Here is a 26000-nt window from a genome sequence, read left to right on the forward strand (position 1 = left end):
TTACAGGAGGGCCCATGACCGCTCACCACCGGTCCCGGTACAGCCGCTACGCGGGCGGGCCGGATCCGCTCGCCCCGCCGGTGGACCTGGCGGAGGCGCTCGACGCCGTCGCCGAGGACGTCATGGCCGGCTACTCGCCCCGGCACGCCCTGCAGGAGTACCTTCGGCGCGGCGGCCGGAACCGGGAAGGACTCGACGACCTCGCCGGCCGGGTGCAGCAGCGGCGCAAGGACCTGCTGGGCCGGCACAAGCTGGACGGGACGCTGAACGAGGTCCAGAAACTGCTGGAGACCGCGGTGCTGGAGGAGCGCAAGCAGCTGGCCCGCGACGTGCGGATGGACGACACGGACCGCGCCTTCCGCGAGATGCAGCTGCAGAACCTGCCAAAGTCCACGGCCGCGGCGGTCAACGAGCTCGCCTCCTACGACTGGCAGTCCAGTACCGCCCGGGAAGCGTACGAGCAGATCAAGGACCTGCTGGGCCGGGAGATCCTGGACCAGCGCTTCGCCGGCATGAAGCAGGCGCTCGAGGGCGCCACCGAGGAGGACCGCGCGGTCGTCGCCGAGATGCTGGGCGACCTCAACGAACTGCTCGACAAGCACCGCCGCGGCGAGGACACCGACGCGGACTTCCAGGAGTTTATGACCAAGCACGGCGAGTTCTTCCCGGAGAACCCGCAGTCGGTCGAGGAGCTGATCGACGCGCTCGCCGAGCGCGCGGCCGCCGCTCAGCGGATGCTGCGCTCCATGTCCGCCGAGCAGCGCGAGGAACTGATGCAGCTTTCCGCCCAGGCGTTCGGCTCGCCGGAGCTTATGGCACAGCTGGGCCAACTCGATGCGAACCTGCAGGCCCTGCGCCCCGGCGAGGACTGGTCCGGCTCCGAACAGTTCGACGGCGAGGAGGGGCTAGGCCTCGGCGACGGCACCGGCGTGCTGCAGGACCTCGCCGAACTGGACGAACTCGCCGAGCAGCTCTCCCAGTCCTACAACGGCTCCCGGCTGGATGACCTGGACCTGGAGGCCCTGGGCCGCCAGTTGGGGCAGGACGCGGCCGTCTCGGCGCGGACGCTCGCGGAGATTGAAAAGGCCATGCACGACGGCGGCTTCCTGCAGCGCAACGCCGACGGGGACCTGAAGCTCTCGCCGCAGGCCATGCGGCGACTGGGCCGGTCGCTGCTGCGGGACACCGCCAAACAGCTCTCCGGCCGGCAGGGCCGACGGGACACCCGGGCCGCCGGGGCGGCGGGGGAGCAGACCGGGTCCAGCCGGCCCTGGGAGTTCGGCGACGCCGAACCCTGGGATGTCACCCGTACCATCACCAACGCCATCCGCCGCACCATCGCCGACGGCGGCGACTCGCGCCGCGGGCTGCGGCTGGCCGTGGACGACATCGAGGTGACCGAGACCGAGGCCCGAACCCAAGCCGCCGTCGCCCTGCTGGTGGATGTGTCCTTCTCGATGGCCGCGGAGGGGCGCTGGGTGCCGATGAAACGAACCGCGCTGGCCCTGCACCACCTGGTGTCGACTAAGTTCCGCGGTGACCGGCTGCAGCTGATCGCGTTCGGCCGTTACGCGCAGTCGATGGACATCGGCGAGCTGATGGCCTCGCCGGCGCTGCGGGAACAGGGCACCAACCTGCACCACGGCCTGCTGCTCGCCGGCCGCTTCTTCCGCAAGCACCCGTCCATGCAGCCGGTTCTGCTGGTGGTGACCGACGGCGAACCTACCGCGCACCTGCTGGCCGACGGCGACTCGTGGTTCAACTGGCCGCCGGACGCGGAGACCATCCGCGTCACCGTTGCCGAGCTGGACCGGCTGGGCCGTTCCGGTGTGCAGGCCACGTTCTTCCGGCTGGGGAACGACCCGGGGCTGGAACGGTTCATCCAGAAGATGGCCCGCCGGGTCGACGGCCGCGTGGTGGCTCCTGAGGCCGGGGACCTGGGCGCCGCCGTCGTCGGCGAGTACCTCCGCGCGCACTTCCGGGGGCAGGCGTACAGCGACGACGACTGGGCGTAGTAGTCCAGGTGTGGGCGGCACGGTACTTGTCGAATTTCGCCGCCCGGTGCAAGCAGCCGAGACCGAGCTGCGCCGGCACATTCCAATAACGCCGCGGAACTTTGCCAGCGAACACAAAGCACCACACTTTTCTTGCCCAGAAGCGCCGGCAGCAAATCGTTGAAACTGCTGGCACCGTTTTCTAAAAGAGTTTGCGAGTAGCCCTAGGATAAACAAAACCTCATTACTTTCCGAGTTTTAGATCTCGACGTCGAGCCAAGATTGTGCCGGAGCATTGTTATTTGAAGTTAGGGGGCGCTGAGCCGTGAGCAGCGCCACGGTGCTCCGAGCCGCCCGGGTGCTGGGCGAAGGCCCCGAAGAGGGGTTGCTGCCGGGCGCCTCACCCTCGGACTTGGGGCTTTTCTGAAAACTGGCACAAAAAAAATAAACGTGTATGGTCATTGGTACACGCAAAGCACAGAAAGGTGTGATTCCGTTGTCCGGAAAATCGCTTAAGAGTGGTAGTGCCAAAAAAGCAGGAAAGACGATTCTCGAAAAGCGGGCCCAGAAAAGAGCTAAAAGCGAAACTAGTGAACTTCAGTTCGTGAAGCCGCGCAAGAATCAGCGCTAATATGCCGCGGGCGGCCGGACGCGAGACTCCTAGCCCGCTCGGCCGCCTGCACCTCTTCTCCCGCGATGTAGACGCCGTCGCCCAGCAACGCCAGGCACCCGGAGGTGCCTCGCATTTCGTGTAAGCCCAAAGACAAGAAACAGAACCATGAACACCACCTACGACGCCTTGATCGTCCCCGCCCAACTCACCCAGCCCGTGCGGATTGAAAGGGTGGACGTCGATGTCGATGTTCTGCAGGAACTGGTGGGAGGGAACGTGGAGTCCCTCCCCGGTCCGGACTGGCACGTCTACTTTAACGATGAGGGCGGGCGGCTGCCGCAAAACGATCGGGCGGAAGTCCTCATCCGCGAAGCAGGCGCCGATCTCGATGAGACTTTCAAGGGGACGGGCGTCTTCCTGGGCCACGGTCCTAGCGGTGAAGAAGCCAGCGCCCCCGCTCACCTCATCCGGCTCGCCGAGCAGCTCTTCGCTGCCAGGCTTCAGCCCGCGCTGCCCAGTCTGTCCAGCGCGCGACGCCCTCAGTCCGAGGACGGGGAGCCGGTCTCCGCCGTAGCGGACACATCTGCACCCACGCCCGCATACGACGCCGAAACCCGGCGGTAGACCGGGGCTAGGAAGGCCAGCAGCGCGGCTGCGATCAGGATGACCCCGGCGATCAGGAACACCAGGGCGATGCCGCGCGAGGTTCCCTCGCCCAGCAGCGGGGCCAGTTGCGCGGCACCCTCGGCGGACCGTGCGTACGGGATGATCCAGACCTGGGCGATCGGTGCGATGAGGAAGGCAGTGACCGGCGCTGCCGCGGACTCGAACGCCATCGCGAAGCCGAACACCCGGCCCTGCCGGGGCAGCGGCACCACCCGCTGGATCACCGTCTGCTCGGCGGCCTCGACAACAGGCACCAGGACGAGGTACACCCAGATCCCCGCGACGTACAGCCATGCCCACTCCCGCAAAGTGAACACCGCACCGATGACCCCCATCAGGATCACCGCGAGGAGCATGGTGCGCAACGGGTTGCGCCCGAGCCCGAATCTGCCGACCAGCGCGCCGCCCAGGATGAAACCGGTGGCACCGAGGGCGAGGTACGCGCCCCATAGCTCCACCGGGAACATCTCCAGGCCGTACGGGTCCATCAACGCCATGTAGACGCCGCCGATGAAGTTGTTGAATGTGGAGAACACGATCAGCGCGAACAACCCGGCCACTGCCGCCACGGCGGCGAGGGAGCCCCGCAGGTCGAATCCGCCCTGCGCGTCCGTGGTGGCGGCGCGGACCTCCTCGGGCACCCGCAACGTCAGCACGTGGGCGAAGGCCAGCGCGGTGAGCGCCAAGGCCACCACAATGGTCCAGCCCATGCCCAGCACCCCGACCGATACACCGGAAAACACTGAGGTGACGATGAACATCAGACCCTGCACCATGCCCACCAGCCCGTTGGCGTTGGCGCGCCGGTCCGGCTCGATGAGGATGGTGACGGTCGCGGCGAGCGCGATGTTGCGCATGTTCTCGACCACGGCGCCGAGCAGGATGATCAGCATGAAAGCCCAGAACCAAGGCCGCGTCAGATCCAGCAGTGCGTCGGCGGGAGTCAGCAGGAACAGCGCACCGGACAGCATGAACATCACCAGGGTGAAGGCGGCCGCAAAACGCATGACCGCAAGCTTGCGGTACCGGTCGACGTAGGTGCCGAAGCTGATGCTGGACAGGGCGATCAACAGCATGTAGGCGCCGCCCACCACGCCGGTGGCGATCACGTTGCGTGTCTCCAGGTAAACCCAAAATGTCAGCGCGAACCACAGGTAACTGGTGGTGATATTGGCCAGGCCGGTGTTCACCAGGATCCCGGTGAAGGTGCGGTACCGCTGCTCCGGGCTTCGCGCAGGGGTGTCGGCCGCGGCGGCAGCTGCGGCGGACGTCGACGGGACCGGTCCCTGCTCGGTCATGGGTCCCAGTGTAGTGAGGACAGGCCGGTGTGGACATGCCTCCGTCCTTCCGCCGCGGGGATAGCCGGCGCCGGGATTACGGCAGGGCACCCACGGCGGCGCGCCTAGCCCACGAGACTCAGCACGGCCTGCGCGAATGCACCCGGGTCCTCCTGCGGCACGTTGTGCCCGACGCCCGGGAGCAGGACCTCGCGGTACGGGCCCGTGAAATGGTCCCGCCCGGTTGCCGCCGGCGGGCCGCCGATGCCGTCGTCCCCGCTCTCCAGCACGACCGTCGGGACGGGAATGGCCGGCTGGCGGGAGATCAGCTCCTCGAGGTGCCGGTACAGGGGATCGCCGTCGGCCAGGCCATAACGGTGGCGGTAGGAGTGGACGACGACGTCGACGAAGTCCGGATTGTGCAGGCTGGGGGCGCTTGCGGGAAACGCCCCACGTGCCGCGGCCCAGGAGGGCGACCAGGTGCGCCAGAGCAGCTCGCACAGGTCGTCCCGGTTGCGTTCCAGCCCACGGCGTCCCCGCTCGGAGTGGAAGTAGTACTGATACCAGTAGCTGCGTTCCCATTCCGGGTCCACGGGCTCGCCTGATGTCGCGAGGTTGTGCATGTTGTAGCCGTTGACCGTGACCAGGCCGCGCACGCGTCCGGGTTCCAAAGCCGCCACGATGCACGCGGCCCGGCCGCCCCAGTCGTACCCGGCAACGACTGCCTGCCCGACAACGAGCGCATCCATGAAGTCAAGCAAATCCTGCGCGAGCGCCCCCTGCTGTCCGGAGCGCATCGTCGTGTCGTCGAGGAAACGGGTGGGGCCGAAGCCGCGAAGGTACGGCACCAGCACGAAGGCGCCCTGGGCGGCGAGGAGCGGGGCGACGTCGTCGAAGGCCCGCACGTCATACGGGAACCCGTGGAGGAGGATCACCGGCGTCCCGCGGGGATCGCCCGCTGATTCGTAGCCGATCTCCAGGACGGGGGTCTTGGTGCGGCCGAAGGATGCATAGCTCATGGTGCCGGGTCCTTCCACTCAATGCGGTGAGGCCAAGACTACTGGGCGCAGCCCCCGGGTCCTTGGGGGGCCAGGGGCGAACCCCGGCCCCGATGCCGTGCAAGGATAAGAAACCTGGGTATGGGACTGTCAGGACAGCGAGGTAAGCGTGGATTGGCTGCGGATCTGGTTCGACCTGGCCGGTGGCAGCTTCCTGGCCAGTGCGGTGCTCGGACTGGGCGTGGCACTGAAATGGTTTCAGACCGGCGGGTTCCGGTGGGTCCACCATGCACTGTTCACGGTCACCTGCGTCCTGGCCGCCGTCGCTGCCAGTTCCCTGTTCTGGTCCTCGAGCCCGGCCGGCTGGTTCCTGCTGCCGGCCGCTGTCCCGCTGGCGGCGCTGCCCGCCGTCGGGTCCTCAAACATCACCCGGCACGCCGCGCTGGCCGCGGCAGCCGCCCCATTCTTTCTTGTCAGTCTGCTCGTCGCCTGGAGGTAGTGCATGGAGTTTCTAGATGTTGTTTTCAACCGGAAGACCACCAACGGGCCCTTTCTGCCGGACAAAGTCAGCGAAGAACACCAGCAACTGCTGATGAAGGTGGCTGCGGCGGCGCCGTCGCAGTTCAACAGCCAGCCGTGGCGGTTTGTGCTCATTGAGGAGCGCGAGACCATCGACAGGATCGCTGAAATCAGCGGGGCCAGCATGACCAAAGTGATGGCCGAGGGGACCTTCTTCGAGCGCTACAAGAAGTACTTCCGCTTCAGCCGTGACGAGATGGAGGAGAAGCGCAGCGGGATGCTTTTCGACCAGTTGCCGGCGCTGCTGCGACCGTTCACGAAGAGGGTGTTCACGCCGTCGGGGCAGTCACTGATGAATAGGCTGCGGGTTCCGCGGACCCTGGGCGAGGAAAACCGCAAACTGGTGGCGGGCTCGCCGCTGCTGGTGGGGGTGCTGCTGGACCGTGCCGAGTACCGGCCGGGGCAGCTCTCGGCCTTCTACTCCGTCTTCAGCATGGGCGCGGCAATGGAGAACCTCTGGCTGACCACTGTGGAGCTCGGGATGGGCATCCAATTTGTGTCCTTCCCGATGGAGGCGCCGGAGAACTGGAAGCGCATCGAGGAACTGCTGCAGGTTCCGGCGGACCTTGAGCTGATGGCCGTGTACCGCCTGGGTTATCTGCCGGAAACCCAGAGGCGGCCGGCCATCGACTGGTCCAGCCGGGAGCGGAAGCGGATCTCCCAATACGTCTTCCGCGGAACCTGCGCCGTTCCCCAGTCCGGGTGGGACGGGCCTTCTTAAGCCGGTTCAGTCGTTCCGGTCATGCACCCCCGCGAGCCAGTCAACGATCAGGGCTTGAGCCAGGGCGGGCTGCTCATGCAGCAGCGCGTGGCCGGCATGGTCGAGGACAGCGAACGTGCAGCGGGGGTAGTGCCGGGCCAGGTCCGCCGGACCGGAGTAGCCCGCGGTTGAGTCCTGCCGTCCGGCCAGAATGAGGGCGGGATGAGGGTAGGGGTTCCCGGTTTCCGGGTGCCGCAGTTCCCAGCGGGAAAAGATCCGCATCAGGGCAGCTTCATCAACAAGGGGTACTGCCGGAGCCACAAGATCACGGAACCGGCTCAGCGTTTCAGGGGTTTGGATAACGAAGTAGCCCCGGTACGAAGCCTCGAGTTCCGGGCCGAGGTCGATGGCCAGGTCGGCGGACGACACCAGGACCTCGTGGTCGGGCACGTTGCGGGTCTGGGCACCGATCGGGCAGACCAGCGCAAGCCCGATCACCTGCTCGGGCCGGTGTTGCGCAATGGCACGGGCCAGGTACCCGCCGTAGGAGTGGCCCAGGACAAGAAGCGGTTCAGACCCGACGACGTCGTCAATGAAGTCGAGTAGAACCTCCACGACTTCATCGTTGCTGGCAACCGTCTCGGGCGCCGGGGTCCGGCCCATTCCCGGCAGGTCCGGATAGAGCCGCCGGAAGCCAGAAGCGGCACTGAACATCGGCTCGAGGGCGCCGGCGACTTCGCGGTGGTCCACACCGGCACCGTGCAACGCCAAAACCGGCGTACCGCTGCCGAATTCGGCGTAATGCACAGTCACTCCGCGGACCGTGGCCTCCATCCAGACAGTGTAGAACGCCGGGTCTGCGCCCGTCCCGCGGTACCGGCCGCTAGCGGCTGCTCACTTTCCCGAACAGCCTCGCAAGGGGCGCGAGCACGATTGGCCGGGCGGCGAACCAGCCGGCCGCGGTGAGAGCGATGGCGGCTGCGAAGAGCCAAAACCCAACCCAGTTCACCTCGTCGGTGCCCGCGAACATGTGGTTCAGGTTCCGCAGCGCCCCGGTCGCGAAGACCAGGAACACGTGGATGAGGATGAACAGCACGAAGAACAGCATCGTCGGGAAGTGCAGCGCACGGGCGGCCTCCACCGGGTAGATCCGGTTCAGCGTCTTCGCGTCCTTGGGCCAGAACTCGCTCATCCGCGCCCCCGTGACCGCCGCGATCGGGGCCGCGATGAACACCACGATGAAGTACATGAGCTGCTGCAGGCTGTTGTAGTTGACCCAGCCGGTCTCCACCGGCCAACTGAGCGTCATGTACTGCAGCAGTGCCGACGCCGCGTTGGGGAAAACCTCCCAGCTGGTCGGCACGATCCGCATCCAGTGCCCGGACGAGAACAGCAACACCGCGAAGATCAGCCCATTAGCCAGCCACAGGATGTCGAGGCTCTGGTGCAGCCACAGCGTGATGCTGATTTTCTTGCCGCCGCGTTTCGGCGTCCAATAGGCGGGCGGCTTCTGCTGGGTGCGCACCTGGTAGCCGGAGCGGATGATGAGCACCATCAGGAAGATGTTCAGGAAGTGTGTCCATTGCGCCCCACCAGGGGAAGCCCGGCTGGGCCGCCGCGGGTAGCTCATAGGTGCCGGGGTAGCGGCGGAGGAACTCCGCCGCGCCTGGCAGCGTGGTGACACCGCGCGCTGCGAGCACCAAAATCCCGGCGGCGACAATGGCGCCCAGCGCAAGGAGTACGGCCCGCGTGATCCACTGGCCCAGGGTGCGCGAACCGTAGAGCTTTGCCTTGGGCTGGGGCTGCTTGGGCTGTTGGACGGCGGCGGCAGGCGCTTTGGGAGTCTCAGCCTTTTCGACGACGGCGGCAGCGGGCGTTTCGGGCTTTTCGACGACGGCGGCGGGGGCTTCCGACGGTGCCGGTGCGCCCGCGGTTAGCGACGGTTCCGCCTGTGCCGGGACGACGTCGGCGGCCGGCGCGATCCTCGCGGCGGCTGGTGCAGCTGCGGGCGGAGCGGCAACTCCGGCGGGGGCTTGCGCCGATGCAGGTGCCGGAGTAGGTGCTGGTCCCGGCGCAGGGGCGGCAACCGTCGGAGCGAAGCCGGCCGGCGGCCACGGCTCGCCCCCGGCAACCCGCGGAAGGCCGCGCCGCAGCGCGGTGGCGCCCGGCGTCGTTGTTTCCGGTGCGGTGTCGGGAGTGACCGGGGCCGGCAGCGGCGCCGGCGCCGCCTCCTCCGCAGCAACGGTTGCAGGCGCAACCGGCGCGGGCACCGGCCTCGCCGGCCGGGGGACGGTATCGGCAACGGGAGGGTCAGCCGGTGCCACCGTCGGCAGTGAAACCTCACCTGCGGGCGGCCACGGCTCGCCGCCCGGCACCCGCGGGAGACCGCGGCGAAGCTGCCGGCCGGCCGCGCCCGCTTTCGCCTCAGGGGCGTCGGTCGCGGCGGCGGTCGCTGCGGGAACGCCGGGGGACGGGACCTCTACCGGCACAGACACCGCCGTCACTTGCTGCGCTACATCGGCCGCAGCGGGAGCGGCATTGGGGGCCGCAGCGGGAGCGGCAGTGGAAACAAAACGCTCGGGCGCATCGCCGGCCGGCGGCCAGGGTTCGCCGCCCGGCACGCGCGGCAGGCCCCGCCGAAGAAACCCGGACTGAGTTGCCATCGCTACTTCTTCCGGGCCTCGAGGGCGCTAATCAGCTGGGGGACCACCTTGAAGACGTCGCCCACCACGCCGAAGTCGGCGATCTCGAAGATCGGCGCGTCGGCGTCCTTGTTCACGGCCACGATGGTCTTGGCTGTCTGCATGCCGGCCCGGTGCTGGATCGCACCGGAAATGCCCAGGGCGATATACAGCTGCGAGGACACGGATACCCCGGTCTGGCCCACTTGGTGCGCGTGCGGGATGTAGCCGGCGTCGACGGCGGCACGCGAGGCGCCCACGGCGGCGCCCAGCGTGTCGGCCAGCTGTTCAACGAGGGCGAACTGTTCTTTGGAGGCCAGGCCCCGGCCACCGGCAACAACCTTCGCTGCGCCGCGCAGTTCCGGCCGGGTGGCGACGGCTGTCTCCTCGTCGAATGAATCAATCCGTGCGGCCGGTTTTCCGGACGGTGTCACGGAGAGGGTCTCCGACGTTTCCGGCTGGGCCTCGGCCCGGGCCTCGACGGCGCCCTGACGAATGGTGATCACCGGCGGCCCGAAGGTCGCCGTCGAGGTCACGTTGTACGCGCCCCCGTACACCGAGTGGTTGGCTACGACGCCCTCTTCATCACGGGAGACGCCGACCGCATCGACGCAGACCGCCGTCCGCGTCCGGGCTGCATACCGGCCCGCGAGGTCGCGGCCGTCCAGGGAATGTGAAAGCAGGATTGCGTCCGGCTGCACCTGTTCCGCGGCGGAGGCAAGCGCATCGACGCCCGGGACGCCCAGAACGGCAGGATCCGGAGTCTCGGCGATCAGGACGCGAACGGCACCCAGAGACGCGGCTTCCGCGGCGGCGGCCTTTCCGGCGCCGGGTGCGGCCAGGACCAAGGCAACAGGGGTGCCGGCTCCAGCGGCAGCGCCGAACAGTCCGGCGGCCGCTTGCTCGAGTTCACCGGAAGCCCGGGCTTCGACGACGACGAGGATGGCGTTTTGAGGAAATTCAGTCATGTCGGCAGTCCCTTACGCCAGTCGGTTTTCGATCAGGAAATTGGCAAGCTTCTCACCGGCGTCGCCCTCGTCAACGATCTTGACCCCCGCGGCCCGCGGCGGCTTCTCTGCAACGGCCAGCATGATGGACCGCGCGGTGTCCGGGTCGTCGGCTGTCACACCCAGGTCCGCGAGGTTCAGCGTCTCCAGCGGCTTCTTCTTAGCGGCCATAATGCCCTTGAAGTTCGGGAAACGCGGCCCGGGTAGCGCCTCGGTAATGGAAATGACGGCAGGCAGGGAGGCAGAGACCTGCTGCACACCTGACTCGACTACCCTGGTGCCGGACACCCCGCCTTCGTTGATCTCGACTGAACTCAGCCCGGAAACCAGCGGCACGTCCAGTAATTCCGCCACCATTGCCGGCATCATGCCGCCGGAACCGTCGGTGGAAGCGTTCCCGGCGACCACCAGGTCGAACCCGGCGCGGCGGATCGCTGCGGCCAGGGTCTCGGCGGTCAGGCCAAGGTCCGCACCGCGAAGCGCCTCGTCACAGATGTGGATGGCGCTTCCCGCGCCCATCGCAAGGCCTTTCCGTATCGTCGCCGTGGCGCCGTCGGGGGCCAGCGAGAGGACGACGACGTCGGTGCCCTGGTTCGCGTCCGCGTAAGCCAGCGCCAGCTCCAGGGCCCGCTCACAGATCTCATCAATGACGATCTCGCTGGCGTCCCGGTCAGCGAGGCCCGTTTCGAGGCTCAATTTTCGGTCCCCGTAGGTATCGGGGACTTCCTTGACGAGGACAACGATCTTCATTGATGGCTCTTCCTGTGGCGGGCATGCCGCCGGAGGGGGACATGGCTAATCTCCCTAGAGTCTACGAAAGAGCGGCCCTGCCCGGCTGACCGGACCCGTGTCGCCAACGGATGTGCCACGCGCCGCGCCTCCGGCAACAGGAAAGGTCCTCCGCTTCCCTTCCAGGCTGCGGAGGACCTTCCGGTCGGCTGCTGTTGCGGCGCCAGACTAGGCCGGGGGGTACTTCATCCGGTAGATGAAGGCCGCGGACTGGTCGCGCTGGACGCCCCACTCCGGACGGAACACGACGTTGCCGCCGCCGAGGTCCCAACCGGTGGTGATGTGCCGCTCCGCCAACCAGGAGATCTGCTTATAGAAGGTATGCCAGGTGGGAACGTCCGAGAACATGGACGTTGCGGGAGCGACATACTCCGGTGAACCAGCGGCCCGGTACAGGAATGCGGCCATCTGGTCGCGGAGGACAACCTGCGTCGGACGGAATGTGACGACGCCGTTGCCCTCATCCCAACCGGTCGTAATCTTCTGGTCTGCCAGCCAGGAAATCTCCTTGTAGAAGGTGCGCCAAGTCGGGACGTCCGCGAACTTTGACACCGCAGGCGGGGTGTAGTCCGGCGACCCGGCCCGACGGTAGAGGAACGCTGCCATCTGGTCCCCGCTGGACCTCCCAGGAAGGCTGGAACAACACGGTGCCGTCGCCCTGCTCCCAGCCCGTGGTGATCTTCCGGTCTGCCAGCCAGGCGATTTCCTTGTAGAAGGTGTGCCAGGTCGCCACATCCGCAAACGGAGACACGGCCGGCGGGGTGTAGGGCGGGTCGCCGAGCGTCCGGTAGGCGAACCAGTAACGCTTGGTGGCCTCGTTGCTTGCCAGCACCACCAGGCCGGTTGTGCTGTTGACGCTCTGCTTGCTGGTGGTCACGTCGTTCATACTTGCGGACGCGCTGTCCTCGATGATCGGCGTGCCGCGGCCCTTTGAAAAGACCGGGTTGTCCATGGAAGCGGTCTTCTCGTAGATCGCGCCGGGCGTTCCGGAGAAGTCGCAGCTCTGCACATCGGATGCCGGTCCTGTGTGGAAGGCATGGATGGTGTTCGACTCAGTATCGAGGACGATCTGGGGGCGGGTCACGCAGTCGTCCACCGTGGCAATGGTCGAGGACGTAAACGCTCCGGTCCCGGGCTTGAAGACCAGCAACATAAGCTCCGCCGCGCTCTGCTCGCCGGCGGTGTTGTTGTAGCTGGTCTTGATGGCAGCGAAGACGCGGCCGGAACGGTCGGACTGTAGGGTTTTGACGCTCACGTGGTCGTCGGCGACTTGGTTGCCCTTCACAGCGTCCTGGGCCTTCCACGAGGACGAAGCCGTGGGGCTGGTGCCGTCGGTGTGGGTCGCCCACCGTACGGCTCCGGTGAGCTGGTCGCTCCACATCACCCCGATTTTGTTGCTGCCGTAGGCGACGATCGCCGAGATGTCGTCCGGGGCCAGGTTCGGGTTGGAGACGGGCAGCACGAAGGGCGTAAGCCAGCCCGTGCCACCGGGCGCGGAGCGATTAACGTAAACCTTGCTGGTGTAACCGTCCGTCGCGTTCCAGGCGACCTGCGTCCAGGTGGCCCAGATTGCCCCGGTGCTGTCCTTGTCGATCGTCATCGACTCACTGCTGTTGTTCGTGATGACGGTCGGAAAGCCGCTGTCCAGCGTGTACTTTCCGCCGGCGTAGCTGTAGCGGTAAAGCCTGGCCTGTCCTGGATCTGACTGCACCGGTGTGGTATCACCCGAGACTGCGGCAACATGTGATGCGATGTACAAGTGGGTGCCGTCCCACATGGTGTCCGCGAGGGTCGTGGCGCGGGTGTCGTTGGTGACCCCGGTGCTGACCCAGGTCTTGGACGGAACGTCGAGGCGGTGGATGGTCCAGCCAGTGCCGGTGGTCCACATGTCCGCCCACCAGGAACCGTCATTCCACCAGAGCTTGCTCTGTGGTTTGTCGGAGGTCGGCGGGTTGTTAACCCCGGCATAGCTGGCGCCGGGATAACCGGAATCGGAAGCTGCGGTGGCGGTGCTGGTGCTCCCCAGGACGAACCCGGCCAGCACCATCGCTGCGGTCAGGACCTGGCTGAGCCAGCGGACGGTACGTTTCATATTGATCGCTATTCCTTCACGCTTGGATCACCATTTCCATGGGATTCGGGTTTCTGTAATGCCATCCGTTGCGTCGGCGGGGAAGAGGCTTTTCGCTTTCCCACATTTCCGGCGTTATTTCTGACCCAGCAAACCCGACCCTTGGAATTCGTGATACCCCCCTAAGTGCCAAGCTGAATTGTGCGCGATGCACAAGGCAACCTCGACCGCAACCGGTGTGGCACTATGTGGTTCAGTTGCGGCATACCCCGGGGCCTGCAACCGTCCCAAGCCATCGGTGTACCGTCCCAGTATCGAGATGGAAATTCGCGAATTCAATAAAAAGTGAGACATTCCCGTCTATATCGAGTAGACGATTTTTGTCACCACGTGGCAGTCCAAGTAGGCGCGTGAGAGAAGCAAGTAGTAACGCGTACGATTCAAGAAGCTAGACGCCCCGGTGCGGGCGTGCATCCCATCGTGGCTTCGATCAAAACTGAGTTTTATGGGTCGGTCGCGTTTGATGGGGCATTCAATTCAGAGTGGTTCGGGGCGGACCTGCACCGGAGCGAGCCAGGCGGTGAGCCCGACGGCGACGAGGCTGCCGGCGGCGATGATGGCCGCGAGGACCACAATCTGGAACCGTCCTGCCTCCAGCGGTGAGACACCGCCGAAAATCGCTCCGACGAACGCGCCGGGAAGCGTGACGAGCCCGGTGGTCTTGGTCTGATCAACAGTGGGAACGAGGGCCGCGGAAATGGCCCGCCGGACCGGGTCCGCCGTCGCCTGCCGTGGCCGTGCGCCCAGGGCGAGCCATCCCTCGACCTCTTCCCACCGGTCGTTGACCAGTTCGACGAAGCGGCGGCCGGACAGGGTTGCGATTGTCATCGCATTCCCGATCACAATCCCGCCGATCGCAAGAATGTATCGCGGAATGAAAGCGATCGCCCCGGTGGCGAACACGACGGCGCCCGTGGCCAGGACGCCCGCGGCCATGCACGTTGCAACGGGGAGGAACCTGGACCGGAGCGACCCCAGACGCCGCGCCGACGTCGCGGCCGCAACGGTGAACATGACGGCAAGGGCGGCCGCGACCAGCCACGGTGACTCGATGACGCCGGATAAGACGAAGCTGATGGCGGCGAGTTGCACCACTCCCCGGGCGACGGCCAACGCGGCCGACCACGGCGCCGCGACCCGCGCGCCCATCAGTACGGTCGTCGCCATCCCGATGAGGATGACGACGCCGAGGGCCGTCCGGAGGGACTCGTCCAACGTCATATCGGCTCACACAGGGTCTGGGAGTTGGTCACCCTGCGATTTTTGCACGCGCCGCAAGGGTGGCGGACCGCATGAGCGCGCACTGCGCGCCGGAAGGACCGCGGAACGATCCTCCCGGTGCGGCGACGCCCTACCTCAGCACCACCGTCCGGTTTCCCTGCAGGATCACCCGGCCCTCACAGTGCCAGCGCACGGCGTTGGACAGCGCCTTGCACTCGGAGTCGCGGCCGGCCGCGACGAGGTCTTCAGGCCCGTAGGTGTGGTCAACCTCCACCACCTGCTGGGAGATGATCGGCCCCTCGTCCAGTTCGCCGTTGACGTAGTGCGCGGTGGCGCCCACGGTTTTCACGCCGCGCGCGTACGCCTGGTGGTAGGGCTTGGCGCCCTTGAAGCTGGGCAGGAAGGAATGGTGGATGTTGATCGCCCGGCCGTCCAGCTTGCGGGTCAGCTCGTCGCTGAGGACCTGCATGTAGCGGGCCAGGACCACGAGTTCGACGTCGAACTCCTCGATCAGCTCCATCAGCCGGCCTTCAGCCTCGGGTTTGGTCGCGGCGGTGACCGGCACGTGGAAGAACGGGATGCCGTGCCATTCCACCAGCGCCTGGTGGTCCGTGTGGTTGGACACCACGGCCACCACGTCGACCGGGAGTTCGCCGATCCTGGCGCGGAACAGCAGGTCATTCAGGCAGTGCCCGAACTTGGACACCATGATCAGCACGCGGCGCCTGGCACCATGCGGTTCCAGCCGCCAGCTCATCCCGAAGCGCTCGGCCACGGCGGCGAATGCGGTCCGCAGGGTATCCGCCGTGGAGGTGTCGCCGTCGGACGCGAAGTGCACGCGCATGAAGAAGTGCCCCTCGGAGCGTTCGCCGAACTGCTGGTTGGCGATGATGTCGCAGCCGTGTTCCAGCAGGAAGCCGGAGACGGCGTGGACGATGCCCGGCGTCTCCGGGCAGTCCAGCGTCAGGACGTGCTCCACGGTGGTGGCCGCGGACGGACCGGTAACTGTTTCAGTCTTGGTGGTAGTCATGCCTCAGCACTCGATCACGTTGACGGCGAGGCCCCCGCGGGAGGTCTCCTTGTACTTGGTCTTCATGTCCGCTCCTGTCTCACGCATGGTCTTGATGGCTTTATCCAGCGACACCTTGTGGCTGCCGTCGCCGTGCAGCGCCAGCCGCGCGGCGTTGATGGCCTTGACGCTGGCGATCGCGTTCCGTTCGATGCAGGGAATCTGCACCAACCCGCCCACGGGATCGCAGGTCAGGCCGAGGTTGTGTTCGATCCCCACCTCCGCGGCGTTCTCCACCTGTTCGGGGGTGCCGCCGAGCACCTCGCAGAGGCCCGCGGCCGCCATGGAACACGCCGACCCCACCTCACCCTGGCAGCCCACTTCGGCGCCCGAGATGGAGGCGTTGATCTTGAACAGGATCCCCACGGCGGCCGCCGCCAACAGGAAACGGACGACCCCGTCGTCGTCGGCTCCGGGGACGAACTTGGTGTAGTAGTGCAGCACGGCGGGCACGATGCCGGCCGCACCGTTGGTCGGGGCGGTGACGATCCGGCCGCCTGCGGCGTTCTCCTCGTTCACGGCGAGGGCGAAGAGGTTGACCCACTCCATGGCACGGAGCGGATCGGTGCTGCCCGTGTCCGCCGCCAGGGTCCGGAAGAGCGACGGCGCACGGCGCCGGACGTTTAACCCGCCGGGAAGGATGCCTTCCGCGGCGCAGCCGTTGTCCACGCACTCGCGCATCACCGCCCAGAGCGCCAGCAGCTTTTCCCGCAGTTCCGCTTCGGTACGCCAGACCAGCTCGTTGGCGAGCATCACCTCGGAAATGGACAGGCCCTCCCGGCCGCAGATCGCCAGGAGTTCGTCGGCCGTCGTGAACGGGTAGGGCAGGACCGTGGCGTCCGCCACCACCCGGTCACCGGCACCGGCGTCACCGTCCACGACGAAGCCGCCCCCAACGGAATAGAAGCTCCGTTCGCTGAGCACTGCGCCGGCATGGTCCAGGGCCCGGAAGGTCATGCCGTTCGGGTGGGCGGGCAGGGACTTGCGGCGGTGCAGGACCACGTCCTCGTCCCAGTTGAAGTCCACCCGGTGGTCCCCGCCGATCCTCAGTTCGGCGTCGAGCGCGGCTGCGGCCACCTGGTCATCCGCGGTGGCGGTGTCCACGGTCTCCGGGTCCAGGCCCTGCAGGCCCAGCACCACGGCCTTGTCCGAGCCGTGGCCCCGGCCGGTGGCACCGAGCGAGCCGAACAGCTCGGACTGGACCCGGACCGTGGCGATGAGCTGGCCGTCGGCTTTGAGGCCGTCGGCGAAAAGTTTCGCCGCCCGCATCGGGCCGACCGTGTGCGAGGACGACGGCCCGATGCCAACGGAAAACAGATCAAGGACACTCAACGCCATCAGGGCACCTCGGTGGACGCGTATTCACGCATGGCATCGAGCAGCCAGCGGCCAAGGAACTCGGCGAAGGATGCCCGAGGCAGGATCCGGTAGGTCTGGTCCGCGGTCTTCCACAGCACTGCCGGGATCCCGCCGATCTCGGTGGACAGCGCCGTCCCGGTTGCAAAGACGCGGGGATGCAGGTCCAGCGAGCAACCCTTCTCGAGCACCGCCCGCGCCTTGGGGCCCGAGAGCTCGAGCGTGGTCCGGTTGGCGGACAGGTCCACCACCTGGCCTGCGCCGCCGCCGAGTGCCTCGACCAGGGCGCCGGGGAGCTCCCCGCCCAGGTCTTCGTGGGCTTCGGCCGGTGCCACCAGCAGGAACTCTGCGGGACCCAGCCACAAGGCGGCGGTCTCGCCGCGGCCGCGGACTTCGCCGGAGCTGGCCGGCAAGCCGCCGGTCAGGGCGCCCAGCCGTTTCCCGGCGTCGCCGGAGGGGTCAACGCGGATCCCTGCCATGGTCAGGAACGGCACCTCCCGCAGCTCCACGGCGCCACGAATGGAGCCGGTCTGAAACGCGTCGGCCAGTTGCGAAGCGGGGCTCCTGCGCAGGGTGAGGATCTTCTTGGCATTTTCGAGTGCTGCAGTGTCAGCCATCTTTACGGGTCCCTTCGGAGTCAAAAAGTACGGTTTCTGCGACGACAACATCCACCAGCTGGTCGCCGGCGGCGGCCACCAGGGTCTCGCCGATGCGGTTGCGGCCGTTCTTGATCAAGGCCAGCGCAAAGGACCGGCCCAAGGCCGCGCTGTGGTAGCTGGAGGTCACAAATCCCTGCATGGGCACCGGGCCCTCACTCGGGTTGACGGCGATGCCCTGCTCCACGAGCTGGGTGCCCTCCGGAAGCCGGACGGAGCCGTCCACCGGCAGCACGCTGACCAGGTGCTTCCGGTCGGTGCGGTCAGCGTCCTTGCGGGCGTAGGACCGTTTGCCGATGAAGTCCTTGACCTTGGACACGACCCACTCCATCCCGGCGTCCTGCGGCGTGACGGTGCCGTCGGTGTCCTGGCCGACGATCGGGTAGCCCTTCTCGGCGCGCAGCACGTGCATGGTTTCGGTGCCGTACGGGGTGATGTGGAATTCCGCGCCGGCCGCCGCGACGGCCTCCCAGGTGTTCAGTCCGTACCAGGATGGGACGTTGATTTCGTAGGCCAGCTCACCGGAGAACGAGATCCGGCAGATCCGTGCCCCGACACCGGAGGCCAACGTCGTTTCGCGGAACGTCATGAACGGGAACGCTTCAGCGTCCAGTCCGCCGTCCGCGGCCAGTTCCGGTGCCAGTTTGGCGACCACTTCCCGGGACTTGGGCCCGACGACGGCGATAGTGGACCACTGCTCCGTGACGGACGTGCAGTGCACATCCAGTTCCGGCCACTCGGTCTGCAGCCACTCCTCCAGCCAGTCCAGGACTTTGGCGGCACCGCCGGTGGTGGTGGTCATGAAATACCGGTCCGGACCCAGGCGCAGGGTGACGCCGTCGTCGAAGATCATGCCGTCCGGGGTGCACATGACGCCGTAGCGGGCGGACCCGGGGGCAAGTTTTTTGAAGGCGTTGGTGTAGATCCGGTTCAGGAACTCGCCCGCGTCCTTGCCGCGGATCTCAATCTTGCCCAGCGTGGTGGCGTCCATGAAGCCCACGGATTCGCGCACAGCGGCGCATTCGCGCAGCACCGCGGCGTCCATGTCCTCGCCGTCCTGCGGGTAGTACCAGGGCCGCTTCCACTGCCCGACGTCTTCGAACAGTGCACCTTGGGCGACATGCCACGGATGGATGGAGGTGAGCCGGGCCGGGTCGAAGAGCTCGCCGCGCTGGCGTCCGGCCAGAGCGGCGAATGCCACCGGCGTGAACGGGGCGCGGTACGCGGTGGTGCCGATCTCGCCAATACCGGCTGTTTCGCCGCCGCCGTGCTTGAGCGCCGCCGCGATCACGCCGATCGCGTTGACGCCGGAGGTCTTGCCCTGGTCATTGGCGGTGCTGATCGAGGTGTACCGCTTGACGTGTTCCACCGAGCGCATGCCTGCTCCGGTGGAGCGCAGGACGTCGGCCACGGACTGGTCGCGCTGGAAGTCGACGAAGTGGTGGTGCCAGTCCTCGGGCCCGCCTTCCTGGCCGGGAACCAGCCAGAGCTGCCGGGTCGGGGCGGAGGCCCGGGGCGCGGCGAGCGGCTCTGCAGCCGAGGCCGTCGAGTCCGTAGCGCCGAAGCCGGCTGCGCCGACGGCCGCAACCCCGGCTGCGATGCCCTCGGCAACGCAGTCGGCCAAGGCGTAGCTGCCGCGGCCTGCGCCGGCGACCTGTTGGTCCGGTACCACGCTGTTCGGCACGAAGGCCGCCAGGTCCTCGTCCCAGCGGAGCCTGCCCTGGCGCTGGGAATGCAGGTGCACCACCGGTGACCAGCCCCCGGACACAGCCAGCAGGTCACAGGCGAGCTGCTCGACGCCCGAGGTGAGCTCGCCGGCGTCGTTGATGCTCCGGACCGTGACCCCGGAGAGCCGGCCGTCACCGGACTCCGCGGCGCTGGTGTCGGCCACGGCACTGCCAATCAGCACCCGGGTGCCGGCCGCAGCGGCTGCCGCGGCTACGCCGCTCAGCTGCGGCCGGGCGTCCACGACGGCCTCGACCTTGATACCGGCGGCGCGGAGGTCAGCGGCGAGGTCGTAGGCGCTGTCGTTGGTGGTGCTGATGACCACCCGGGAACCGGCGGCGACGGCGTAGCGGTTGAGGTAGCTGCGCACGGCGGAGGCGAGCATGATGCCGGGCCGGTCGTTGTTGTCAAAGACCAGCGGCCGCTCGTGGGCGCCGGGGGCGAGGACAACCTGGGGCGGCGCGGATGTGCCAGATCCGCTGCCGGGACACTCCGGGGGCGGCGGGGGACAGGAGGTGGTCGGTCCGGTTCTGCGCCGCGATGACGTAGTTCGAGTCGTAGGAGCCGAAGGCGGTGGTGCGGTTCAGCACGTTGCACTCGGCGGCGGAAATCAGTTCGGCTTCCACCCCGGCGACCCAGTCCAAGGCCGGTTCACCTTCGATGGTGTCAGCGAGTGCCGGGTCGGTGGAGCCGGAGAGCAGGGCGCCGCCGAGCTCGGGCTGGTCGTCGATGAGGATGACCCGGGCGCCGGCACGGACGGCTTCGCGGGCTGCGGCCAGGCCGGCCGGTCCGCCGCCGACCACCAGGACATCGGTGTGGACGTACTTCTTGTCGTACTCGGCGCGGTCCTCCGCCGGGTCGAGCTTGCCGAGCCCGTTCAGGAATTCGGCGCTGAGCCCGTCCACCAGGGACACCGTCGTGGCGGGAAGCATGGATTCTGCGACGTGGCCCGGGAAGCGGGCCGCGACCTTGACCAGCGCATTGGCCTCCTCGACGCCAGCGGACAGGATGCCGCGCGGGCGGTCCTCGTACAGTGAGTTGCCAGCGGTGATCCGGCCATTGGCCAGCAGCGCCGAGGCGAGGGTGTCGCCGGGGTGGCCGGTGTACTCGCAGCCGTCCAGGCTGAAGCGCCAGGTGACGCTGCGGTCGATGCGCCCGCCGGCGCCGAGGCGAGCGGGCTGCTGCTGAGCGGTCATTTGACGGCTCCTTCCGGGGAAACGGGGGTGGTGATGGTCGGGGCCGTGGGTCCGGCCGCGGGGCGAAGCTGGCCCATCGGGTAGACCGCCTGGATGTCGTAGGTGACGGTGTCGCGGAGCATGTTGAACCATTGCCGGCAGCCGGTGCTGTGCAGCCAGCGTTCGGCGAAGGCGCCCTTGGTGTTGTCGCGGTAGAAGAGGTACTCGGCCCATTGGCGGTCCGTGAGTTCGGCCGGGTTTTCCGGGTACGGCACGTGGGCCTGGCCGCCGTAGTGGAATTCGGTCTCGTCCCGGGGACCGCAGTTGGGGCAGGAGATCAGGAGCATGTCCGGTCCTCTTTCTAGTGGGCCACGGCGGCGGCGCCGTGTTCGTCGATCAAGGCGCCGGTTTCGAAGCGCTCGAGGGCAAAAGGTTTGTTGAGGGTGTGCGGTGTTCCGGTGGCGATGGTGTGCGCGAAGGTGAGGCCGGCGGCCGGGGTTCCCTTGAACCCGCCGGTGCCCCAGCCGCAGTTGACGAACATGTTGTCCACCGGCGTGGTGCCGATGATCGGGGAGGCGTCCAACGTGGTGTCCACGATCCCGCCCCAGGTCCGGAGCACGTGCGCCCGGGCGAAGATGGGGAAGAGTTCGACGGCGGCTGCCATCTGGTGCTCGATTACGTGGAACGACCCGCGCTGGCCGTAGCCGTTGTAGGAGTCGACGCCGGCGCCCATCACCAGTTCGCCCTTGTGGGCCTGGGACACGTAGACGTGCACGTGGTTGGACATGACCACCGTGGGGTGGACCGGTTCGTGCAGTTCGGAGACCAGGGCCTGCAGCGGGTGAGACTGGATGGGCAGCCGGAAGCCGGCCATCTCGGCCAGGACCGAGCTGTGACCGGCGGCGGCCAGCCCGACCTTCTCGGTGTGGATGGTGCCGCGGTTGGTTTTGACGCCCGTGACGCGGTTGCCGTCTTTGATGAAGCCGGTGACCTCGCAGTTCTGGATGATGTCCACGCCCATTTCGTCGCACTTGCGGGCGAAGGCCCAGGCCACGTGGTCGTGCTTGGCGATGCCGGCCCGGGGCTGGTAGGTGGCACCCATGACGGGGTAGCGGATGTTGTCGCTGATGTTCAGGATGGGGCAGAGTTCCTTGACCTGCTGCGGGTCCAGCCATTCCGCGTCGACGCCGTTGAGCTTGTTCGCCCCCACGCGCCGCATGCTCTCCCGGACATCGCCCAGGGTGTGGGCCAGGTTCATCACGCCGCGCTGGCTAAAGAGGAAGTCGTATTCGAGTTCCTCGGGCAGGATTTCCCACAACTTCAAGGCGTGCTCATAGATGGCGGCGCTTTCGTCCCACAGGTAGTTGGAACGGATGATGGTGGTGTTCCGCGCCATGTTCCCGCCGGCCAGCCAGCCCTTTTCCAGGACAGCGATGTTAGTCATCCCGTGGTTCTTGGCCAGGTAGTATGCCGTCGCCAGGCCGTGGCCGCCGCCGCCGACAATGACGGCGTCGTAGCTGTTTTTGGGATCGGGGTTCCGCCAGAGGAAAGCGGGGTGTTCGGGAAGCTGTTCGGTGCTCACTGGGCAACTCCGTTCGGGGTGGATCCGGCCGCGCCGGAAAGGTGGGGATAGAGCGGGAACTTCTCGGCCAGGACGGTCACCCGGTCGCGCAGCAGCACCGCGGACTCGTCGCTGAGCTCGCCCTTAAGCGCTTCGGCGATGATGTCGGCGACCTCGGTGAACTCGGCACGGCCAAATCCCCGGGTGGCCAGGGCCGGGGTGCCGATCCGGAGGCCGGAGGAGACCATCGGCGGCCGCGGGTCGAACGGGACGGCGTTGCGGTTCACGGTGATGCCGATCCGGTGCAGGCGGTCCTCGCCCTGCTGCCCGTCCAGGTCGGACTCGCGCAGATCCACCAGGACCAGGTGGACGTCGGTGCCGCCGCCCACCACGGAGATGCCGTGTTCGGCCACGTCAGGTTGCAACAGCCGGTCGGCGAGGATCTGCGCCCCCTCCAGGGTGCGCTGCTGGCGGTCCCTGAACTCTGCAGTGGCGGCGATTTTGAAGGCCACGGCCTTGGCCGCAATCACATGTTCCAGCGGGCCGCCCTGCTGGCCGGGGAAGACGGCGGAGTTGATCTTGCGGGCCAGCGAGGCGCGGCTCAGGATGACGCCGCCGCGGGGTCCACCCAGGGTCTTGTGCGTGGTGGTAGTGACGACGTCGGCAAACGGCACCGGGTTCGGGTGCAGGCCCGCGGCCACCAGGCCGGCGAAATGGGCCATGTCCACCATCAGGTAAGCACCTACCAGGTCGGCAATGCGGCGGAACTCGGCGAAGTCGAGCTGGCGGGTGTAGGCGGACCAGCCGGCGACGATGAGCTTCGGCCGGTGCTCGAGCGCCAGTGCTTCCACCCTGTTCATATCCACGGTCATGTCGGATTCGCGCACCTGGTACGGAACCACGTTGTACAGCTTGCCGGAGTAGTTGATCTTCATGCCGTGGGTCAGGTGCCCGCCGTGGGCCAGATCCAGGCCCATGATGGTGTCGCCTGGATCGAGCAGCGCGAACATTGCGGCGGCGTTGGCCTGCGCGCCGGAGTGCGGCTGTACGTTTGCAGCTTCTGCCCCGAACAACTCCTTTACCCGGTCGATGGCGAGCTGCTCGATCACATCGACGTGTTCGCAGCCGCCGTAGTAGCGCTTGCCCGGGTAGCCCTCGGCGTATTTGTTGGTCAGGACGGAACCCTGGGCGGCCATCACGGCCGCCGGGGCGAAGTTTTCGGAGGCGATCATTTCCAGCGTGGACTGCTGGCGGCCAAGCTCCCGGGAGATGGCTGCGTCGACCTCGGCGTCGACGACGGAGAGGGTGCCTGTGAGCACGTCTGCCATGGTTTGCTCCTTTCGATCAAAGGGCTAGTCAACAACTGCTAGCCAACTAATACATGACTGATATATTAGGTTGAATGCAACAATATGTTGCAGATCACTCACCGTCAAGGGTGGGAGCGAAGATTGCGGAGCGAGTCAGTGGCCCGCACGGGCACGAGGAGGGGACATGACGAGCCTTGCACTAGAAGACGCGGCGGCCGAGGCAGAACTGCCGCTGTCCGAACAGGCCTACCGGCAGCTGCGCGACCAGCTGATCATGCTGGACATCCGGCCGGGCGAAGCCATCAATGACTCAGCGCTGGCGGCCCGGCTTGGCTTCGGGCGGACTCCGGTGCGGGAGGCGCTGAAGCGGCTGGAGAGTGACCATCTGGTGGTCTCCTATCCGCGCCGCGGAACTTTCGCCACCCGTGTGGACATCACGGAACTGGCGGACATTTCGGAAATCCGGGAACTGCTGGAGCCGTTGGCGGCCAGGCGGGCCGCCCGCAATGCCGGTCCTGCGATGCGTGCCAGGCTGCGGGCACTGGCTGCCGACATTGCGGAGTCAGACCCGCTTGGCGCCGACCAGCACGCGCTGATGCGTTTCGACATCATGGTCCACCGGCAGATCTATGCGGCGGCCGCCAACCCCCACCTGGAAGACGTGCTGATCCGGTACGACAACCTGGCGACGCGGATCTGGTGCCTGGTGCTGGACAAGATTCCGTCCGTTGCCGGGCACATCACCGAGCACGTTGACCTGCTCCACGCCATTGCCGACGGCGACGCCGAACGGGCCGCCGGCCTCGCTTTCGAGCACGTCACGAGCTTTGAGAAGACCATCCGCAGCGTGCTTTAGGTTGTCTCCCTGCGCAGGCCCGGCGGCGCTGCGGCTACCGCAGCCGCGGCCCCGATATGGATGCTGAACAACCTGCCCGAAGTCCGCGGGTCGCAGCCCAGCAACACCAGGATTTTGCTTAGCCGCTTGTGCATCGTCTGCCGTTCAATGTTCAGGGACACCGCCGACGCCGTCGTATTGCAGCCCGAATCCAGCCAGCACAGCAGGGTGGCCAGCAAGGTGGTGCCGTGCTTGCGGTCCCAATCCATGACTTCTCCGAGCGCCGACTCCACGTAGGAGTTCAAAAAGGCCGGCTCGGGCACTGCGGCAAGAATGCGGCGGCCCAGGAAGTCCATGGCGTCGAGTACCTCCCCGGCCGCAGGCACGCCCAGTCGAAGAACCTCCTGGGCCTCCACGTAGGAGTCGTGTGTGCGGGAGCTGTCAGCCACGCTGGGGCCGAACGCCGCGTAGGTATCCGAACCTGCCAGTGCGGTGCCGGCGCCGCGGATCAGCACGTCACGGGCTGCCCGGGCTCCCTGATGCGGGAGCGCAAGCAGTACCGCCCGTTCACCGTCCCAGAGGTGTGACTTCACCTGCACCCCGCGCAGCCGGAGCGCACGCTCCACGGCTGGAAAATTTGCATCCCTCCCGGTCGTCCGGAAAACGGCCATCACGGCGGTGAGGCCAGGCTGCAGTCCTGCCTGCAGCCAGAGCTGCCGGACGACGTCGGCGTCCCGGCCTTCGATCACCGCTTCCAGCAGGCGCGCCTCCGCCACCTGGGCCGGCGTCGGCCGGAATGCCTGCGCGAGGGCGAGGGCGAGGATACCGGCCAGTCGGTCGGCCGCTAGATCCAGCAGCAACGGGTCTTCGTCCGGCGAGTGCAGTGAGAGCTGCGCTGCGAGCTGGCCGCCGACGACGATGCCCGCTTCGGCGCGGTAACCCCCCTCCGTGTCGACTTCGCCGGCGCGGCCGAGGAGGGATCCGTCGGGAGCTACCAGCGCCACTTCGGCTTTCAATGTTCCGGCCAACAACTCGAGGATGGTCGGAAGGTGGGGTCCTTTGTCCGTGATCTGGCGGGCAATCTGCCGTGACACGTCGTCGACCACCAGGTGGGCAGCGGCCTGTTCGTTGACCACGAGCCGGTTCACGGCCTCGGCGATGTCGACAAAGGGCGCCACCGACCGAAGTTCTATCAGCGGCAGCTTGTTCCGGTTCGCCGCGGCAATCAGGTTCTCGGACAGCAACGCCGCCTGACCGGCGGTCTGCAGGGCCAGCGCGGCGATGTGCCGTGCCGCGAGGCTTGCGACATAGTCTTCCTGCTCCTCGACCGGCAGTGCCAGCAGGGCCTCGCCGCCGGAGAGCAGCAGTTCCCCGCCGCGCAGGAGCGGAGCGATGGTGAGCACCTCGCTGGAGTGCACCCAGCGAACCGGGCGCTGCCACGTACCGGGCACGTCGCTGCGCAGCAGCGGGCTGGCGGCCGCCATGGCGGGCAGGGCAAGCACTTCAGCGAGCGTGATCATTGGATCTCCCTCCCGGGGGACGCGACACTTTGTCGCTTCATATGTCGCCAGTGTAATCAGAATGATTCTACTTTGTGGGGAAGCTCACTCCTAAACTGGATTCACTCCCCGTTCTTCATCACAACGTAGTGAATTGA

21 protein-coding genes and 1 pseudogene are annotated in these 26000 nt (G+C 67.1%); 5 read left to right on the forward strand and 17 right to left on the reverse strand.

Translation table 11 applies throughout. The annotated features are described in order from the left end of the window. The first annotated feature begins 14 nt into the window (after positions 1–14). Positions 15–2015, forward strand: a complete 2001-nt coding sequence (locus QFZ61_RS05300) for a VWA domain-containing protein (RefSeq protein WP_307033984.1) — start codon at positions 15–17, stop codon at positions 2013–2015. Positions 2016–2772: 757 nt separating this feature from the next. Next, positions 2773–3231, forward strand: a complete 459-nt coding sequence (locus tag QFZ61_RS05305; RefSeq protein ID WP_307033986.1) for a hypothetical protein — start codon at positions 2773–2775, stop codon at positions 3229–3231. Here the strand turns inward: QFZ61_RS05305 and QFZ61_RS05310 are convergent. Then, the gene (locus QFZ61_RS05310) at positions 3147–4571 is read right to left on the reverse strand and encodes an MFS transporter (RefSeq protein ID WP_307033987.1); all 1425 of its coding nucleotides are present in this window, start codon (positions 4569–4571) and stop codon (positions 3147–3149) included. The two genes, QFZ61_RS05305 and QFZ61_RS05310, sit on opposite strands and share 85 nt — an antisense overlap. A gap of 104 nt (positions 4572–4675) precedes the next feature. Next, a complete protein-coding gene (locus tag QFZ61_RS05315) occupies positions 4676–5569 on the reverse strand; it encodes an alpha/beta fold hydrolase (protein ID WP_307033989.1) in 894 nt (297 codons plus the stop codon). 148 nt (positions 5570–5717) lie between these two features. Here QFZ61_RS05315 and QFZ61_RS05320 point away from each other — a divergent pair, with 148 nt between their 5' ends. After that, complete coding sequence (locus QFZ61_RS05320; RefSeq protein ID WP_307033991.1) at positions 5718–6047, forward strand: hypothetical protein; 330 nt, start codon at positions 5718–5720, stop codon at positions 6045–6047. A gap of 3 nt (positions 6048–6050) precedes the next feature. Next, positions 6051–6848: a nitroreductase family protein gene (locus QFZ61_RS05325; RefSeq protein ID WP_307033993.1), complete on the forward strand. Its 798-nt coding sequence runs from the start codon at positions 6051–6053 to the stop codon at positions 6846–6848. Positions 6849–6854: 6 nt separating this feature from the next. On the opposite strand, the gene QFZ61_RS05330 is transcribed toward QFZ61_RS05325, so the two are convergent. From QFZ61_RS05330 to glyA, 14 genes and pseudogenes are all read right to left on the reverse strand, one after another. Beyond that, a complete protein-coding gene (locus QFZ61_RS05330; protein ID WP_307033995.1) occupies positions 6855–7661 on the reverse strand; it encodes an alpha/beta fold hydrolase in 807 nt (268 codons plus the stop codon). A gap of 49 nt (positions 7662–7710) precedes the next feature. Further along, the gene (locus QFZ61_RS05335) at positions 7711–8457 is read right to left on the reverse strand and encodes a cytochrome b/b6 domain-containing protein (protein WP_307033997.1); all 747 of its coding nucleotides are present in this window, start codon (positions 8455–8457) and stop codon (positions 7711–7713) included. A 1035-nt stretch (positions 8458–9492) separates the two neighbouring features. Beyond that, positions 9493–10476 carry an electron transfer flavoprotein subunit alpha/FixB family protein gene (locus tag QFZ61_RS05340; RefSeq protein WP_307033999.1) on the reverse strand — a complete coding sequence of 328 codons (984 nt, stop codon included), beginning with the start codon at positions 10474–10476 and terminating at the stop codon, positions 9493–9495. 12 nt (positions 10477–10488) lie between these two features. After that, a complete protein-coding gene (locus tag QFZ61_RS05345) occupies positions 10489–11265 on the reverse strand; it encodes an electron transfer flavoprotein subunit beta/FixA family protein (protein ID WP_307034001.1) in 777 nt (258 codons plus the stop codon). A gap of 207 nt (positions 11266–11472) precedes the next feature. Further along, positions 11473–11856 (reverse strand): S-layer homology domain-containing protein, encoded by a 384-nt coding sequence (locus tag QFZ61_RS05350; protein ID WP_307034003.1) that lies wholly within the window; start codon positions 11854–11856, stop codon positions 11473–11475. After that, positions 11765–13396, reverse strand: coding sequence for an S-layer homology domain-containing protein (locus QFZ61_RS05355; protein ID WP_307034005.1), 1632 nt, complete (start codon positions 13394–13396; stop codon positions 11765–11767). The genes QFZ61_RS05350 and QFZ61_RS05355 overlap by 92 nt, the downstream gene beginning before the upstream one ends. A 516-nt stretch (positions 13397–13912) precedes the next feature. After that, a complete protein-coding gene (locus tag QFZ61_RS05360) occupies positions 13913–14656 on the reverse strand; it encodes an ABC transporter permease (protein WP_307034007.1) in 744 nt (247 codons plus the stop codon). A gap of 130 nt (positions 14657–14786) precedes the next feature. After that, on the reverse strand, positions 14787–15686 hold the full coding sequence (purU, locus tag QFZ61_RS05365; RefSeq protein WP_307034009.1) for a formyltetrahydrofolate deformylase: 900 nt from the start codon (positions 15684–15686) through the stop codon (positions 14787–14789). Positions 15687–15689: 3 nt separating this feature from the next. Further along, positions 15690–17063 (reverse strand): L-serine ammonia-lyase, encoded by a 1374-nt coding sequence (locus QFZ61_RS05370; RefSeq protein WP_307034011.1) that lies wholly within the window; start codon positions 17061–17063, stop codon positions 15690–15692. Beyond that, positions 17063–17698: a sarcosine oxidase subunit gamma gene (locus tag QFZ61_RS05375; RefSeq protein WP_307034013.1), complete on the reverse strand. Its 636-nt coding sequence runs from the start codon at positions 17696–17698 to the stop codon at positions 17063–17065. The genes QFZ61_RS05370 and QFZ61_RS05375 overlap by 1 nt, the downstream gene beginning before the upstream one ends. After that, positions 17691–20658 (reverse strand): annotated as a pseudogene (locus QFZ61_RS05380) (2Fe-2S iron-sulfur cluster-binding protein). The gene QFZ61_RS05375 and the pseudogene QFZ61_RS05380 overlap by 8 nt, the downstream one beginning before the upstream one ends. Then, positions 20655–20984, reverse strand: coding sequence for a sarcosine oxidase subunit delta (locus QFZ61_RS05385; RefSeq protein ID WP_307034015.1), 330 nt, complete (start codon positions 20982–20984; stop codon positions 20655–20657). Before QFZ61_RS05385 ends, QFZ61_RS05380 begins: the two are co-directional and overlap by 4 nt. A 14-nt stretch (positions 20985–20998) precedes the next feature. Next, complete coding sequence (locus QFZ61_RS05390; protein ID WP_307034017.1) at positions 20999–22219, reverse strand: sarcosine oxidase subunit beta family protein; 1221 nt, start codon at positions 22217–22219, stop codon at positions 20999–21001. Further along, complete coding sequence (gene glyA, locus QFZ61_RS05395) at positions 22216–23526, reverse strand: serine hydroxymethyltransferase (protein WP_307034019.1); 1311 nt, start codon at positions 23524–23526, stop codon at positions 22216–22218. The genes QFZ61_RS05390 and glyA overlap by 4 nt, the downstream gene beginning before the upstream one ends. Positions 23527–23692: 166 nt before the next feature. Here glyA and QFZ61_RS05400 point away from each other — a divergent pair, with 166 nt between their 5' ends. After that, on the forward strand, positions 23693–24364 hold the full coding sequence (locus tag QFZ61_RS05400; protein WP_307034021.1) for a GntR family transcriptional regulator: 672 nt from the start codon (positions 23693–23695) through the stop codon (positions 24362–24364). Here the strand turns inward: QFZ61_RS05400 and QFZ61_RS05405 are convergent. Continuing rightward, a complete protein-coding gene (locus QFZ61_RS05405) occupies positions 24361–25863 on the reverse strand; it encodes a PucR family transcriptional regulator (protein ID WP_307034023.1) in 1503 nt (500 codons plus the stop codon). The genes QFZ61_RS05400 and QFZ61_RS05405 overlap by 4 nt on opposite strands. Positions 25864–26000: the final 137 nt, after the last annotated feature.

The organism is Arthrobacter sp. B3I4 (assembly GCF_030816855.1).
Taxonomy (GTDB): Bacteria; Actinomycetota; Actinomycetes; order Actinomycetales; family Micrococcaceae; genus Arthrobacter.